The organism is Neobacillus niacini (assembly GCF_046591715.1).
Taxonomy (GTDB): domain Bacteria; phylum Bacillota; class Bacilli; order Bacillales; family Cytobacillaceae; genus Neobacillus; species Neobacillus niacini_L.
On the sequence record NZ_JAWVNQ010000004.1, the window covers coordinates 1 to 16,197 of the forward strand.

Consider the following 16,197-nt stretch of genomic DNA (forward strand, 5'->3'; position numbering starts at 1 on the left):
AACGAAAGTTCCTGTGAGAGTAGGACATTGCCAGGCAATACGAAGAACAACCTATTGCAGGTTGTTCTTTTTTGCCACTAGAACACATTTTAAAGCATAAATATTTTATGGCCGGAACGAATATAATTCATCGAATACTTATTTTACAATTGAAAGTAGGTATAGATAGATGAAAAGTAAAATACACCGGTGTAATTGCAGAAAAGTATGGTCTATCCAAAACCGAAAAACAAAAATAACGGCAAATTCAATTCTTTTGACAGGTGAATGGTTCACAGAATTAAAACCAGAAAGAAAATGTGACCCGAAGGGGTTTGTAACCACAAAGAAAAGCCAAGAGATCTTCTTCAATCCACCTCAACAGTATTTAGATAAATTTATTAAAGTAGAAAAACTTATTTATGATAAACATCATGTAAATTTCAACATAGATAAGGGTAAATATTTATTATTTGCAGAGGATGGATCTTGTTACATTCTTAAAAAAGCAACTTTATTATAAACGATTACTATCATCCTCACTACTTTTAAAAGAGTCAAAATAATTTCGAATTTACCGCATTTTATGACGCAGACATTATGATACATTATTAAAAAGAAACCAACTTATTACTAGTGTAAAAGTTATAAACTTAAACATAAATCATCAATCTTTATAGTTAATTGATTCTAGGGCAAATATTACGACTGAGGTGCACAATGAAATACACCGGTAGAATTACTTTGTTAATTATTTCTGCAATGGTTTCTTTTATTGAATCTTTTTCTGAAAAAACAAATTTATGGTCCATTCTAGAGGCATGTGCATTTGCAGCGATTGCCTTCCTGCTTGGATGGATTTATGATAAAGCCATTTACTACAAGAATAAGGCTGAATTAAGTGAAACTAAATTATGGGATTTCCTAGAGTATTCTCCAGAACCAATAATTGTCTATCAAGAAGAAAGGATTGTATTTGCAAATAAGAAGTTTGAAGATCTTGTACAAGCCTCATCTTCTGAAATTATAGGGAAATCCATCTTCCATTATGTCCTGCCCGAATTTCATCCTATTGTCAACAAACGATTACAGGAGTTAATACTAGGAAAAAGGAATCTTGGTCGAGTTGAATTAAAGATACACACCCCCGAAAATCATGTATTGGATGTTGAAATTGCTTCTTCATCTATTGTATATAACAATAAGCCAGCAGTTGAGGTGTTTATTAGAGATGTAACAAACAGGAATAGGCTGGAAGAAGAGCTCAGGAAAAATGAAGAATTATATAGATTTATTACAGAAAACACAACTGATCTTATCTCTTATCTAAATCCCGATGGTACTTACAAATATTTATCACCATCGAGTTTAGAATTATTAGGCTATCATCATGAGGATTTGGTTGGTCGCAATCTATACGAATATTTATATCCAGAAGAAATGGAAAAAGTCACTTCCTTAGTATTGAAAGCAGATTGTGATTTAGACTTTGCTTCATTTTCCCATCGGGTTAGAAAAAAGGACGGAAGCTTTATCTGGGTAGAAACGAATGCCAGAACGATTCGAAATACCACACGAAAACTGGAGGGAATTGTTGCCGTATCGAGAGATATTTCGGAGCGGATAGAAAAAGAAAAGAAACTTCAAGAAACCAATATGATGTTAAAGTTTATTTCAAATACGGATGGATTAACTGGTATTCCTAATCGAAGATATTTTGATGAGAGGCTGCAGGAAGAATGGAAGCGAACAAAACGTAACAAGATACCATTCTCTGTCATCATGATTGATATTGATTATTTCAAAAAATACAATGATTTTAACGGCCACCAGGCTGGTGACGATTGTTTAAGACGTGTTGCTGCAACATTAAAGGATACTCTAAAGAGACCAGGTGATTTTGCAGCAAGATATGGCGGGGAAGAGTTTGTGATCTTACTTCCAGATACCGACGAACCAGGGGCAGCACATGTGGCTGCAAGGCTTCAAGAAAATGTACGAATTCTTAACATGCCATATATACCCACAGAACAAGAACCAACTGTCAGCATCAGCATAGGATTTGCAACAATCATCCCAAATGAGAAGGTCAAGCCAGAAGATTTAATCAAGCTTGCTGACGATAAATTATATCATGCAAAGGAAAGCAGAATGAACCAATTTCCTTTCAATCAACTTTTTCACCTTGCCTAAGTGCAGGGTGATTTTTTTAAAAATGAATGGTTATTTTCGATCATGTAACTGAAAAATAAGAGTGGGGAAAATGGTAATCCAATGGGGGAATGAATAGGTGAACTCTAAATATACACCATTATTACAGTCATTTACCTTTAAAAATGGCGTTCAACTAAAAAATCGAATCGTAATGGCACCCATGACAAATTGGTCATCTAATCCTGATGGAAGTGTTACGGATGCAGAAGTCAGCTATTATGCTAGACGCTCTGGTGGTGCAGGCATGGTGATTACCGCATGTACATATGTTACTGCGAATGGTAAAGGATTCCATGGTGAATTTGGCGGAGACAAAGATGAATTAATTCCCAGCTTACATAAGCTGGCGAATGGGATTAAAGAGCAGGGAGCCAAGGCCATTTTGCAAATTTTTCATGGAGGCAGACAGGTACCTCCAGAATTAATCCCAAATGGTGATGTTGTCAGCGCCAGCAGCGTTCCCGCAGAAGGAATGGGAAAGCCTGTACCTAGAGAATTATCTGATCAAGAAATAGAGTCGATTATACATGATTTCGGTCATACAGCGCGAAGGGCAATCGAGGCTGGTTACGATGGAGTGGAAATTCATGGTGCAAATGGGTATTTAATTCAACAATTTTTCTCACCGCATTCTAATCGTCGAGAAGACCGCTGGGGAGGAAGTCTCAAGAAACGCTTAACCTTTCCATTAGCTGTTGTCGATGAAGTCAAGAAAGTGGCAGCTGAGCATGCGGATAGCTCGTTTATTGTTGGTTATCGCTTTTCACCAGAAGAGCCCGAAACGCCAGGAATAACAATGGCTGATACCCTTGTTTTAATTGAGGAACTCGCAAAAAAGGACCTTGATTACCTTCATGTTTCTTTACATGATTTCTGGTCAACACCAAAGAGAGGTGTTGATGATACCCGCTCGAGGATGGAAATCATACAAGAACGAGTAGGTGATCGAGTCCCAGTAATTGGGGTAGGGTCGATTTATACCCCGGATGATGCCTTGAAGGCTTCTCAAACCGGGGTACCACTAATTGCTCTCGGCCGTGAGCTTATTATGGACCCAGATTGGGTGCAAAAGATCGCTGAAGGAAAAGAGAACGAAATTCATACTGAAATCAACAAAGATAGCCAACAACAGTTAGTGATACCAGATCCACTGTGGCAAGCTATCATTCATACACCTGGCTGGTTTCCAGGAGTTAATTAGCAGAAAGAGTTCATCCCTATTTTTGGGGATGAACTCTTCACTGTTTATATTCGGCATTATAGGAATTTTTCCCGCAATGAACAGATAATAGTGTGTCAGCATAACCCACCAGCCGATTGACAACTTCGTCACCAAGGGCATAAACAAGTTGATGCTGATTGCTATTATGAAGGGCAGGATCATCAAAGATAATCGTGGTATTAATAAAAATTTCTTTTGTGTCATAAAGGTTATAATGAATTATCGTTTTTCCTGCAGCACCTCCGGTAACCGGATCAGAAAAACTTGGGAGAAAAATATACCATTCCTCTGCTGATGGGGATCGAAAATTTTTCGTAAATTTCAAGCCGTTAATTTCGGATTTAATTTGTTCTTTCAAATCCTCATCTAACAATTCAACTATGTTATCATCCATTCTGATATCCTTCTTTTGAACATGTTTTTTCTCCTCCTATCATACCCCTTTTAGAGGGAAAATTATCCTGCATTTGCTGGCATTTTGATAGAATATACATGAGAACGTAACCTTAGCTATTCTACATACCAGGAGGAACGAATGAAAAAAAATAACTATGTTTTTATGGGGCTCGTCATAACCACACTTATTTCAGCCCTTGACACAAATATTATGCAGACCGCAAGTCCAACCATTGTTAATCAGCTTGGCGGCCTAGAATTATTTTCTTGGATTTTTGTTGTCTATATGCTGGCCAGCACCATAACCGTTCCTCTTTATGGGAAATTATCAGATATGTATGGTCGAAAAAAGCTCTTAATTTTTGCTGTTACGTTGTTTACAGCAGGTTCAATTCTCTGTGGACTGGCGAATTCGATGGTGACCCTTATAATATATCGGGGTATTCAAGGATTAGGAGCGGGAGGAATGATTCCACTCTCAATGATTATTGTAGGGGATTTGTTCACCATTGAAAAACGAGGGAAGATCCAAGCGGTCTTTAGTGGTATTTGGGCAATATCTTCTATCATCGGACCTGTATTAGGATCTTTTTTTGTAGAAGCTTTGACTTGGAGATGGATATTCTTTATTAATATTCCTATTGGTATTGCAACAGTTATTTGTTTGTTACCCTACAAGGAAACAACTGAATTTAGAAAGACTTATATCGATTATAAAGGTTTCTTCTTATTTGGGATCTCAATCACTCTATTATTATTATCAACGAGCTTAAGTAAGCCATACTGGTCCATCACCGGTGCTGTACTCGGATTTATTCTATTTATTCTGGTGGAAAGAAAAGAGAAACATCCATTCCTTCCAGTTGCCTTATTTAAGAACAAAGGGTTACTATCAACGAATTCTTTCATGTTGATTTACTGTCTCTCTTTCTATGGTACATCGAACTTTATACCTTTATTTTTGCAGGAAAGCAGTAAAATGAACATATACAAAAGCGGCTTAATCCTATTAAGTATTGCGCTTGGGTGGATGTTTGGCAGTACACCGGCTGGTAAGTGGATTATTCGTTTTGGTTATAAGAAATTGTTTGTAATTGGCAGTATCATCACTACTGTTTCAGGCTTGCCACTCTATTTATTTATTAATGATTTATCTTATTTTGGATTATTTTTAATTTTGACGATACAGGGATTTTGCTTTGGTTTATTATTTGCACTTGGAACGATTGCCTCCCAAGAATTTGCTGAATCTACAATTAAGGGGATGTCAACGTCACTTCAGATGTTTTTGAGAAATATTGGGACCTCCGTTGGTGTAGCCATCATGGGATTGATTATAAACCATGCTGCCTCACTTGCAATCGGAATGAAGAATGTTTTTCTTTATGCTCTGGTCATAAGTTTTATAACCATTTTTCTTAGTTTCCGAATTCCAGAGAGAACCGAGGCAGCAGTGAGCCAAGGATAAATGTGTAAAGGAATCATGATGCCAGGATAACTGATATATGACGAATAAAATAGTACTGCAGGAAAACAATAGGATTAGTGTTACTCTAATAACACTAATCTTCAATGTGGAGGGATATACTTTGAATATACTCTTTAGCATACTTAGATCTTTCATGCTTATCGGTATTCGATTTACCTATTTGCTTAATTATGTTCAATCTAAGTTGAACTATATGTTAAGGAAGCCAGTCAAGCTGAGCACAGTGTATTCATAAAGTATGGACTGATTCGCATTGTCGAAAAGAAAGGTGAGCATAGCCCTATGCTTGCCTTTTTTATTTGAAAGGCTGTGTTAAACTAGGCTGTTGATTTACGCTCCAATCAACAGGTTCCAAAAGTAACAGTATTTTTTAACACAGCCAAATAAAAAGTCCATTTGGCCATGGACTTTGTCTGTTGGAGAATCTGGTCCTATTTTAGTATCTCTCTATACGCTTTCCCTTTTTGAACATAGTTTTCACTGGAGTATTGGAGCATTTGCAAATCTTTTTCATTTAACTCACGGACAACCTTGCCTGGAGAGCCGAGAACGAGAGACCGCGGGGGGATTTTGATTCCGCCGGCTAACAGCGTATTTGCGCCGATAATACATTCTTCACCCACTTCGACATTGTCTAATAATGTAGAACCCATTCCAATAATAGAACTTCTTCCAATCTTTGCGCCATGCAGGATAACATTATGACCGATTGTAACATCATCTCCAATGACAACAGGATAACCTTCATAAAGATGAATGGTCGAATTATCTTGGATACTGCATCTTTTCCCAACTATAATTGGGCCATCATCTCCACGCAGTACGGCATTAAACCAAACTGTTGATTCTTCACCAATCGTAACATCACCAATTAGATAGGCACCTGGAGCTACAAATACACTTTGATGGATCGCAGGGGATATACCATTATATGGAATATGCATGACTAAAAAACTCTCCTTTATATTCAGAATTGTTTTACAGTTTAGCTAGATTATACCATCATAAAGGTAGGAAAAGAAAAATCTTTACCTATGAAGATACAAATTAACAACTGCTATAGGAAACATGATACTGACTTAAGGTATCGATACTACTAGGAAAAAGGATTCATTTTTTAAAAATAGAGATAATTACCCCAATAAAAAGAATGACAAAATAGAATAAAAGGTATTATTCGCCACAGTAGCTAAGCTACGTCGACCTCAATTTGGACTAATTTTCCATATTTCCCAATGACTACTAAACTCTCAATTTCTGCCAGAGGCTATTTTTTAGACGAAATTCGACACAAACCCCACTCGCTAAAAGGTATTTTTAAATTAGCACCAATGTATTTTACATAAAGTGTGCGATAGGAAGGAGGGCAGGAGACCGGTCAATTTAAAATACTTAGGGGGTAATGCGATGAGGAAAAAGAAGCGTCGTTTTCTATCGGTGATGTGCACCGCAATGTTAGTTTTACCAATGCTCATACAGCCTCAAGTGAGTTCAGCTGCGACAAAAGGAGTCAGTGTTTCAGCAAAAGATAGTTTAACATCTCCCGCACAAAAGATTTCAAACCGACTAGATAAACAATTTGATGAGAAAGAAAAAGTGACCTTCTTGATTAAAATGAAAGAACAGGTCGATACGGCTAGTGTAGCAAAAGAGGCGGAGAAAAAAGCAAGCCTTAATAAAGCAACACCGGCTAAAAGTAAATCATTAAAACGTTCTTCTATTGTTTCCGAGTTAAAAGCCACAGCGCAGGAAACACAATTTGAACTATTAGAGTACCTGCAAAAGCAAGTAGAGGCAGGAGCTGCCGAAGATCTTCATTCTTACTATGTCGTGAACGGGATTGCCGTTACAGCTACAAAAGAGGTAATGGAAAAGGTTGCTTCATTCCAAGAAGTAGAGAAAATTCTGCCAAATGAAACAAGACAATTGTTCGTTCCTGAAAAATCTGCTGAAGCAGTACTAGAACCTACAGCCGAAACGAATGCCATTGAATGGAATATTGATCGTGTCGGTGCCCCTGCTGTTTGGGAAATGGGGATTGATGGAAGTGGAATTACAGTCGCATCCATTGATACTGGAGTTCAGTGGAATCACCCAGCATTAGAGTCAAAATACCGTGGATTTGATGCAGCTACAGGTCAAGCATCACATGCAGACAACTGGTTTGACGCCGTTGCAGGTCAATCTGTACCTTATGATGATCAAGGTCATGGGACGCATGTTACCGGGACAATGGTGGGATCTGAGCCAGATGGTTCTAATGCCATTGGTGTTGCACCTGGAGCAAAATGGATTGCTGTTAAGGCATTCACAGCAGCAGGTGGAACCGATGCTGATTTACTACAAGCAGGTGAATGGATATTAGCACCGAATGGTAATCCTGATTTGGCGCCAGATGTCGTCAATAACTCATGGGGTGGAGGAGCTGGTTTAGATGAGTGGTATCGCCCTATGGTTCAAGCATGGAGAGCAGCAGAAATCTTCCCAGAATTCTCAGCTGGTAATACAACTTTAACCAACCCTGGCGGTCCTGGTTCCGTTGCAAACCCTGCTAACTACCCTGAATCAGTCGCTACAGGTGCTACAGATATTAATAACTTACTAGGAAGTTTTTCACTATTAGGACCATCTCCATATGAAGAGATTAAGCCAGAGCTTTCAGCACCAGGAGTTAACATTCGTTCCTCTGTACCTGGAAGCAGCTATGAAGGTGGATGGAATGGAACATCAATGGCTGGTCCGCACGTAGCAGCAGCGATTGCCTTATTGCTTCAGGCAAATTCTAGTTTAACAGTAGATGAATTAGAAGAAATCCTATTAACAACAGCTGTACCTTTAACAGACAATACTTACCCAGAATCTCCAAATAATGGGTATGGAGCGGGTCTATTAAATGTATATGATGCTGTATCCTCTGTCATTTCGGGATTAGGTAAGTTGAAAGGACAGGTAACAAAAGAAGGAAACGACAGTGAAGCTCCAGTGTTAGAACATTCCCAACCTGCCACGGTTTTTGCAGGAATGCCGCTAACGTTACAAGCTTCAGCTGCCGACAATATCAGTGTAACAAATGTTGAAGTGGTATATCAATTAGAAGATGGCACTACAAATACAATTTCCGCAGATCGAATCAGCGGTGATTATAAGAATGGTATCTACCAAGCGGCTATCCCTGGAGAGGATATTGCAGGAGAATCATTTAACTATACTATTAAAGTAACAGATTTTGGTGGAAATGAAACAGCCTCTGAGTTTTCTGTAACAGTACTTCCAGGAATCACAGTAGGATATTCACAGGATTTTGAAAGCAATCCAGATGGATGGACTACTTATGGTGCAGCTAATACATGGGAATGGGGCACTCCGACAAGCGGGCCAGGTGCAGCATTCTCAGGTGAAAAGGTTTATGGAACAAACTTAGACGGTACGTATGATAGCAGGGCAAATATGTCGCTGCAAATGCCGCCAATCGATCTGCCAGAAGGCAGCAGTTACTTACAATTTAAACAATGGTACAATCTCGAAAGAAACTATGATTACGGTCACGTTTATGTCTCTACAGATAACGTAAACTGGGTTCAAAAGCTTCGGGTAAATAATCTATCCAATGGATGGGTAGATGGTGAAGTAGACCTCAGTGAATATGCTGGGCAGAGAATCTATGTTGCTTTTAATGTAACGACTGATGGCAGTGTGGTTCGAGATGGCTGGTATATTGATGATGTTTCTCTATCTGATACGGCCCTCACCGCAACACAACAACTTGGTGTCGTTAGTGAGAAAGAAGGTACTTCTGAGAAGGCTGAATTGAAAGAAAAAGTCGATCCAAATAAAATTACTCTAAAAATGCCTGAAGTTTCTAAAGAAGCTGCCACTAACAAGGCTGCACCGGCTGCCTTACCGATGCAGGCTCAAGTAACAGTCTTAGAATCAGGCAGATCAGTTAAAACAAATCCTGCAAACGGAAGCTTTGAAATGACACATGCTGCTGGTGAGTTTACGGTTGTAGCTGAAAGCTATGGCTACCATTCAGAAACACAAACCGTGAACATTGAGCAGGACGGTGAAGTGACTGCTAACTTTACATTAGAAGAACTTCCGCAAGGTACAGTAACAGGAACTGTCATCAATCAAGCAACTGGTGAACCTGTAGCAGGAGCAACACTCTACTTAATCGAAGATGCGAATATCGCACCTGTTGCAACAGATGGAAACGGAAACTATTCAGTAACTGGCTATGAAGGGGAATATACCTTAAAAATCATCGCACCTCATTTTTATAGTCAAGAAGTGTCTGTTTCTCTACAAGGAAATATTTCACAAAACTTTGAATTGAAGCCATTCATTGGATACCCAAGTGAAATTGGCTATGATGACGGCACTGCTGAAAATGCGAGAGCATTTTATGACGCAGGTAACGGCTGGGCTGTGAAAATGTCTTTAGCACCAGGAAATGAAAAGGCACTTGTTTCCGGAGGATTATTCCGATTCTGGGATACAGAATGGCCAGTTCCTGGCGGTACCGATTTCAAAGTGGCTGTTTATGATGCCAGCGGCCCAGATGGAGCACCAGGTAAGAAACTGGCAGGTCCAATTGATGCCACAGCATTAAGAAATGGTCAGTGGACACATGTAGACCTTAGCAGTCACGGTATTGTCGTTGAAGGAGATTTCTACCTTGTTTACATCCAAGCTGGAGTCAACACGGCATCACCTGGACTTGCAACAGATGAAGATGGTGAAAATGCATTAAGAAGCTGGCAATTAGTTGGCGGCGCTTGGTCACCATCACCTGAAGAAGAAGGAAACTATATGATTCGTGCAGTCGTGGATTATGAAGTAACAGCTCCGTCCATCACATCGCCTGTGGATGGTTCCTTCACGAACGTTGGCACAGTAACGGTCGAAGGGAAAGCTGCACCGACTACAACTGTTCACATCTACAATCATGGAGAAGAAATAGCAACTGGTGAAGCCACAGATGCTGGTACGTATTCCATTGAGGTATCACTTCAAGATGGAGAAAATAGTCTAACAGCAAAAGCTTCAACTGTACAAGGAATAACAGATGCGTCAGCACCTGTTGGGGTAGTCTATGACCAGCATGCTCCACAGTTAGCGATTACAAGCCCAACAGATGGCGGGAAAATCAATAAGGAAACTGTTACGGTTACGGGTACAGTTGTCGATGATTATCTGAAGTCTGTTAGTGTTAATGGTACAAAAGCGAAAGTGGATAATGGCACCTACTCAGCTAGAATTCTGTTAGATGAAGGAACCAATACGATTACAGTGACAGCAGATGACCAAGCTGGCAACCGTACAGAACAAACACTTCAAGTGAATGTAGATTTTACAGCACCAGAGATTTCAAATGTAAAACCTGCTGAGGATAAGACATTGAAAAAAGGTGAAAGTGTAAAAATAGAATTCACAAGTGAGCCTGGATTAAAATCCTCATTTGTCATTCATATGCCTTTAACAAATCTTATCTCAGTACAAAATGCAACAGAACTGCCAATGATGGAGATTTCACCAGGAAATTATGTAGGATACTACACTGCGACAAAGGACATGGTAGCCGATGGTGCGATGATTGAAGTCAAGGCATCAGATGCATTTGGTAACACCTCTAGAGAATTAGCAGCCGGAAAATTGTTTATCAATGTAAAGAATAAAGGTAAGGGAAAAAAATAAGCTAAGTGAGCGGAGAAAGCAGCCAATATGTTTGGCGCTTCCTCCTCTTTTTTATTCTAATACTATGAAAGCGCTTTAAAATAAACAAAATAATTAAAATAGTCAAATAATATTGACTCTGCCGCTTTACAGTGATAATCTTATAAATAATTTAAAACGAATTGATGACGAGAATAGTAAGATTTGCTCCTTGTCCCAAAGAGAGTCGACATTTGCTGGGAGTCGATGGCGGGGCTTATCCGAAGATCATCTCTGAGATGTGTAGCTGAAAACTGAAAGTAAGCTATACCGGTATAGTCCACCGTTACATGGAACACGTATGTCATAATACGTTGTATCGAGAGCCGCAGTTTGGATATTTTTCGCTGCGGAAGTAGGGTGGTATCGCGAGTTAAACTCGTCCCTATACTAGGGGCGGGTTTTTTGTTGTTTAAAAAAATATGAATGCCTATGAAACTGGCAAATTTTATAACGAAAGAGGAGGAAAGTGAAATGAGTCAACAAGTTGATCAAAAGGAAAAAGCCTTTCAAGTAGAGGATATTATTATTGCAAGCCACACCATTAAGGATGTGATTTCGCCAACTCCCTTGCAGTATAATCATCTATTATCAGAGCGATATGGCTGTCATATTTATCTAAAGCGAGAAGACATGCAGAGTGTCCGCTCATTTAAAATCCGCGGTGCTTATAACCGCATCAAAAAGTTAACAGACGAAGAGTTAGAAAATGGGATTATTTGTGCCAGTGCTGGAAACCACGCACAGGGTGTTGCCTATTCTTGCAATCATTTAAAAATTAACGGAAAAGTCTTTATGCCAAGTACCACTCCAAAACAAAAGGTTAATCAAGTAAAGTTTTGGGGTAAAGAACATGTAGAAATTGTTCTAGTAGGAGATACTTTCGATGATGCTTATGAAAAAGCAATGGAATGCAGTCAACTAGAAAATAGAACGTTTATCCACCCATTCGATGACCCAGACGTTATTGCCGGACAAGGGACTGTGGCGGTTGAATTGTTGAATGATTGTCATGAAAAGATTGATTACCTATTCGGAGCAATTGGTGGAGGCGGACTTCTCTCTGGGGTTGGTACGTATATGAAACACTTTTCACCAGAGACTCAGCTCATTGGAGTTGAACCCCAAGGTGCAGCAGGGATGAAGGAATCTATTTTTCATGGTGAGGTGACTTCCCTGAAAGAAATTGATCCATTTGTAGATGGCGCAGCTGTTAAGACCGTCGGTTCCATGACGTTTGAGATTTGTAAAGAAGTGGTTGATGATATTGTTGTCGTACCTGAGGGAAAGGTCTGCACTACACTGTTATCACTCTATAACGAAAATGCCATTGTGGTTGAACCTACTGGTGCACTATCTATTGCGGCATTAGATCAGTTTACTGAGGAAATTAAGGGGAAAACGGTTGTTTGTATTGTCAGCGGCGGGAATAATGATATTGGCAGGATGCAGGAAATTAAAGAGCGTTCTAAGCTTTACGAAGGACTGCAGCATTACTTTATCGTCCAATTCCCACAACGCCCAGGTGCTTTACGTGAGTTTTTAGATGATGTTTTAGGGCCTAATGATGATATCAGCCATTTTGAATACACCAAAAAGAATAATCGTGAAACCGGTCCAGCTTTAGTAGGAATTGAGTTGAAGTGTAAGAATGATTATTTCCCATTGATGGAGCGAATTAAGGCAAAAGGATTTGATTTTAGAGAGATCAATAAAGACAGCACCTTGTTCCAAATGCTGGTATAAAAAGAAAGAGCCCGTATCAGGGCTCTTTTCCTATTCTAGTTTAAAAACTACTTCTCCCACACCTAAATCTGTTTTAAGATCAATGATTACATCCGCATCTTCATATGCTTCGTTAACATAAATACCATTCCCTTTGGAAATAAAACCAACAAAGTCAGAAGTTCCAATTCCTTTTGATGATTCAATTTTCACACCTACATCTTCTGGCAGAATAATGGTAGATTGCCCAACACCTAATGCTAAGGCTGCTTCAAAGCTATTTTCCCACTCACCGCTTAGGTCAATGGTAATATCGCCAACACCAGCATTTACGTCTAAATCTTTTAGATTAAGACCCTTTAAATCTAAATTTGTATCGGAAGCTCCAGAATTCACCACTAAACTTAATGGAATCTCATCTGTTAGAGTTAAATTCCATTCGTTCTTCAGGTCGCCAATCTTAATCTTATCAAGGATACCTGTATTCTCTTGTTGTATTACTCCAATTCCTTTATCTCCTTTACGTTTATAGGAGACTTTAGGTTTTAGTTTTTCTTCATTGTATTCAATAGACCCGCTAACCCATTCATTTGCACCTTTTTCAACATTAAGCTCACCTGCTCCAAGGTTCAGTTCAAGCTGCAATTCTTTTGCCTTATCTTTTTCAATGGTGACATTTCCATGATCTGCGTTCCCATTTGAAAAAACTCCACAGCCTGTTACAGCTGTCATTAATGCTAAACTCAATACACCAGCATAAAATACTTTTTCCATTACTTTTTCCTCCCCGTCTTTAACTACCATTATTGTACGAAATCCAATTATGATGAGAAAACGGCTCTAGATGGAATCTTTTGTCAGACCTAAGGCTTAGCAGTATATAAGAATCGTTCATCTATTACTATTTTACTACTTTAATAGTCTGTATTCTATTTCTATCTGGGTAGAGAGAACCGATTTTACCCCAAATCGTTGTTACAATAGAAAATGGGTCACAATTCAATCCTAATTGTGACCGTAACTTGGTTGAGGCAGGATATTGGGTCAAAACAACAGTATAATTTAACCCGTAACTAGTCTGAGGTAAGGATTTGGGTAACATTCCTATCACTTTAATTGAATTTTCATTTATAATAATTTCAAGATTACAATAAAGTACAAGGTGGGGGCTATGTGTGTCGAAGACAATTTTTACAAATGGGCTAATCTATACACTTGATTCAAACCAGCCGGTCGTCGAGTCAATCGTAGTAGAAAATGGCCGGATTATAGATTTAGGATCACATCATGAAATGAGCTTACAATGGGGAAGACAAGGAGCAAGTATGGTCGATCTGCAGGGGAAAATGGTTACTCCAGGTCTGATAGACAGTCATTTACATATGTCAGGTGTGGCATTTAACTTTTTAGACTTAGATTTAACAGGTGTCAAATCAAAATCAGAAATGCTTGAAAAAATTAAGCAAAAAGCGGATACTGTTGCTCCTGGGAAATGGTTAATCGGTATGGGCTGGGATGAGAATCTTTTTACAGAAGGTTCGATTCCTACTATTGAAGAACTAGATTATGCGGCACCACATTGTCCAATTTATTTAAAAAGAATCTGCTATCATGCCTTTTTGGTAAATAGTAAAGCACTTGAAATGAGTCAGTATCATCCTTCTATTGATGTACCGAAGGGCGGACGTGTGGTAGTAGACCCACTTACAAAAAAGCCTACAGGAATGTTGTTGGAATCTGCTTCCCAGATTATTACCAAACATATCCCAGACAAAACCTACGATGAATTAAAGAACGGATTAGCTCTTGCGATGAAATTTGCCATCAAAAAAGGTCTGACCAGCGTACATACCAACGATCCGGCCTACTTAGGCGGTTTAGAGCAAACCTATCGCATGTATAATGAATTAATCAATCATGAACAAAAAGGGCTGCGCTGTAATCTCTTGATTGATTATCCTTATCTGCCAACACTAAAGGAAAATGGAATGGGTGCTGGGTATGGAAATGAAAAATTGCAAATTGGCGCAATTAAAATTTTTGCGGATGGGGCATTTGGGCGAAGAACTGCGCTGCTCTCTGTGCCTTATAGCGACGATCCAGGTCAATTTGGAGAAGCTATGCAAACTCAGGAAGTTCTTTATCATATTGTAAAAGAGGCAAGGCAGCAATCTATGCCAATTGCTGTTCATACGATTGGAGATCAAGCATTAGAAGATGTTCTCGATATACTAGATCAATTTCCAAAGGTGAATTATCGTGATCGAATTATCCATACGTCTTTAGTTAGAGAAGATTTGATTTCAAGGTTAGCGGACCCAAGTATCGTTGCAGATATTCAGCCGCGATTTGTCGTGGGAGATTATCCATGGGTAATAGAACGGATTGGGAAGGAGCGGGAGGCTTATTTATATGCATGGAAATCGCTGCTATCAAAAGGAGTAATCTGTGCTGGCGGATCTGATGCACCCGTTGAACCTGTTGATCCATTGCTTGGTATTCATGCTGCAGTTACCCGAAAAACACCTGGTAAGCCTCACATTTGGAATGAGGAACAGAAACTTTCAATGCTTGAAGCAATAAAGTTATTCACTATCGGCGGAGCTTATGCGACAAACGAAGAAGATATAAAAGGCACTCTCTCTAGAGGTAAGTTAGCAGATATGACGGTGTATTCTAAGAATCTCTTTACATTAGAAGACCCTGACGAACTTTTAAAAACAAATATTGAAATGACCATTATAGATGGGGAAGTTCATACATAAAAAGAGAAAGAGCATCGAATCAGATGCTCTTTTCATTATTTCACTTGAAAGTGAGAATCGGTTGGTCAGACGGATATTTGAAATATTGCCGAATTGTTAGTGATATTCCCTTTGCAATCGAAGTAGCCATGGTATAAATAACATTTAGGTCTGTACATAGAAGTGATTCTTTCAATGCAGGGTCATTCTCGAGGACAACGCCTGTTATGCTGGAATCTCCGATGGGAGGAATGCTATTACCTAATCCTATACCAGGAAGTATCGGGCCATTATTGACCACGATCGAGTTCACCATGCTTTCACTGCCAAAAACACTATCAATAGCAAGAACGAAACTATTTTTTCGAAATTGGCAGTTGGATATCTCTGGAACGAGTGTTGTTGCATCTAACGGGGACTGCAGGTTCCCTAAAACCGTTAAATGATCAGGATAGCTGTTCTTTAGCAGTGTTCCTGCAAAAGGACCTAAGCTGTCGCCGTTAATTCGATTAGAGCCAATCCCAATTACATAAATATGCTGTGTTCCCTCTGGTATAAGGTCATAAAGTGCTTGCCGGATGAAAAGAGGTGCTAACTTATGATTATATGGAATAACAAAATTGTCTCTAGAACGAATACTGTTACTAACACTGCTGCCACCCATATGTTAACACCTCACTAACGTTTATAGATTCAAATTCTTCATTAATATT

Annotated in this window: 11 protein-coding genes and 1 other annotated feature; of the genes, 7 read left to right on the forward strand and 4 right to left on the reverse strand. The window is 39.1% G+C overall.

Annotated elements, in window-relative coordinates:
- Nucleotides 1-169: 169 nt before the first annotated feature.
- The 3 genes from SFC47_RS12290 to SFC47_RS12300 all read left to right on the forward strand — a co-directional run bounded on the left by SFC47_RS12290 (nt 170) and on the right by SFC47_RS12300 (nt 3,394).
- Nucleotides 170-502, forward strand: coding sequence for a hypothetical protein (locus SFC47_RS12290; protein ID WP_411254584.1), 333 nt, complete (start codon nt 170-172; stop codon nt 500-502).
- Nucleotides 503-699: 197 nt separating this feature from the next.
- A complete protein-coding gene (locus SFC47_RS12295) occupies nt 700-2,172 on the forward strand; it encodes a sensor domain-containing diguanylate cyclase (RefSeq protein ID WP_411254585.1) in 1,473 nt (490 codons plus the stop codon).
- 97 nt (nt 2,173-2,269) lie between these two features.
- On the forward strand, nt 2,270-3,394 hold the full coding sequence (locus SFC47_RS12300; protein WP_411254586.1) for an NADH-dependent flavin oxidoreductase: 1,125 nt from the start codon (nt 2,270-2,272) through the stop codon (nt 3,392-3,394).
- A 37-nt stretch (nt 3,395-3,431) separates the two neighbouring features.
- Here SFC47_RS12300 and SFC47_RS12305 read toward each other — a convergent pair whose 3' ends face one another.
- On the reverse strand, nt 3,432-3,809 hold the full coding sequence (locus SFC47_RS12305; RefSeq protein WP_411254587.1) for a hypothetical protein: 378 nt from the start codon (nt 3,807-3,809) through the stop codon (nt 3,432-3,434).
- A gap of 141 nt (nt 3,810-3,950) precedes the next feature.
- On the opposite strand from SFC47_RS12305, the gene SFC47_RS12310 reads away from it, so the two are divergent.
- Nucleotides 3,951-5,279 carry an MDR family MFS transporter gene (locus SFC47_RS12310; protein ID WP_411254588.1) on the forward strand — a complete coding sequence of 443 codons (1,329 nt, stop codon included), beginning with the start codon at nt 3,951-3,953 and terminating at the stop codon, nt 5,277-5,279.
- 452 nt (nt 5,280-5,731) lie between these two features.
- Here SFC47_RS12310 and SFC47_RS12315 read toward each other — a convergent pair whose 3' ends face one another.
- Nucleotides 5,732-6,244, reverse strand: a complete 513-nt coding sequence (locus tag SFC47_RS12315) for a gamma carbonic anhydrase family protein (RefSeq protein ID WP_411254589.1) — start codon at nt 6,242-6,244, stop codon at nt 5,732-5,734.
- Nucleotides 6,245-6,707: 463 nt separating this feature from the next.
- Here SFC47_RS12315 and SFC47_RS12320 point away from each other — a divergent pair, with 463 nt between their 5' ends.
- Nucleotides 6,708-10,997 (forward strand): S8 family serine peptidase, encoded by a 4,290-nt coding sequence (locus tag SFC47_RS12320; RefSeq protein WP_411254590.1) that lies wholly within the window; start codon nt 6,708-6,710, stop codon nt 10,995-10,997.
- Nucleotides 10,998-11,152: 155 nt separating this feature from the next.
- Nucleotides 11,153-11,405, forward strand: a binding site (T-box leader).
- An 84-nt stretch (nt 11,406-11,489) separates the two neighbouring features.
- Nucleotides 11,490-12,761: a threonine ammonia-lyase IlvA gene (gene ilvA, locus SFC47_RS12325; protein ID WP_411254591.1), complete on the forward strand. Its 1,272-nt coding sequence runs from the start codon at nt 11,490-11,492 to the stop codon at nt 12,759-12,761.
- A 30-nt stretch (nt 12,762-12,791) separates the two neighbouring features.
- Here ilvA and SFC47_RS12330 read toward each other — a convergent pair whose 3' ends face one another.
- On the reverse strand, nt 12,792-13,514 hold the full coding sequence (locus SFC47_RS12330; protein ID WP_411254592.1) for a toast rack family protein: 723 nt from the start codon (nt 13,512-13,514) through the stop codon (nt 12,792-12,794).
- 401 nt (nt 13,515-13,915) lie between these two features.
- On the opposite strand from SFC47_RS12330, the gene SFC47_RS12335 reads away from it, so the two are divergent.
- Nucleotides 13,916-15,505: an amidohydrolase gene (locus SFC47_RS12335; RefSeq protein ID WP_411254593.1), complete on the forward strand. Its 1,590-nt coding sequence runs from the start codon at nt 13,916-13,918 to the stop codon at nt 15,503-15,505.
- 40 nt (nt 15,506-15,545) lie between these two features.
- Here the strand turns inward: SFC47_RS12335 and yyaC are convergent, their stop codons facing one another.
- Entirely contained in the window at nt 15,546-16,148 is a 603-nt protein-coding gene (gene yyaC / locus SFC47_RS12340; RefSeq protein ID WP_411254594.1) for a spore protease YyaC, read from the reverse strand.
- Nucleotides 16,149-16,197 lie beyond the last annotated feature (49 nt).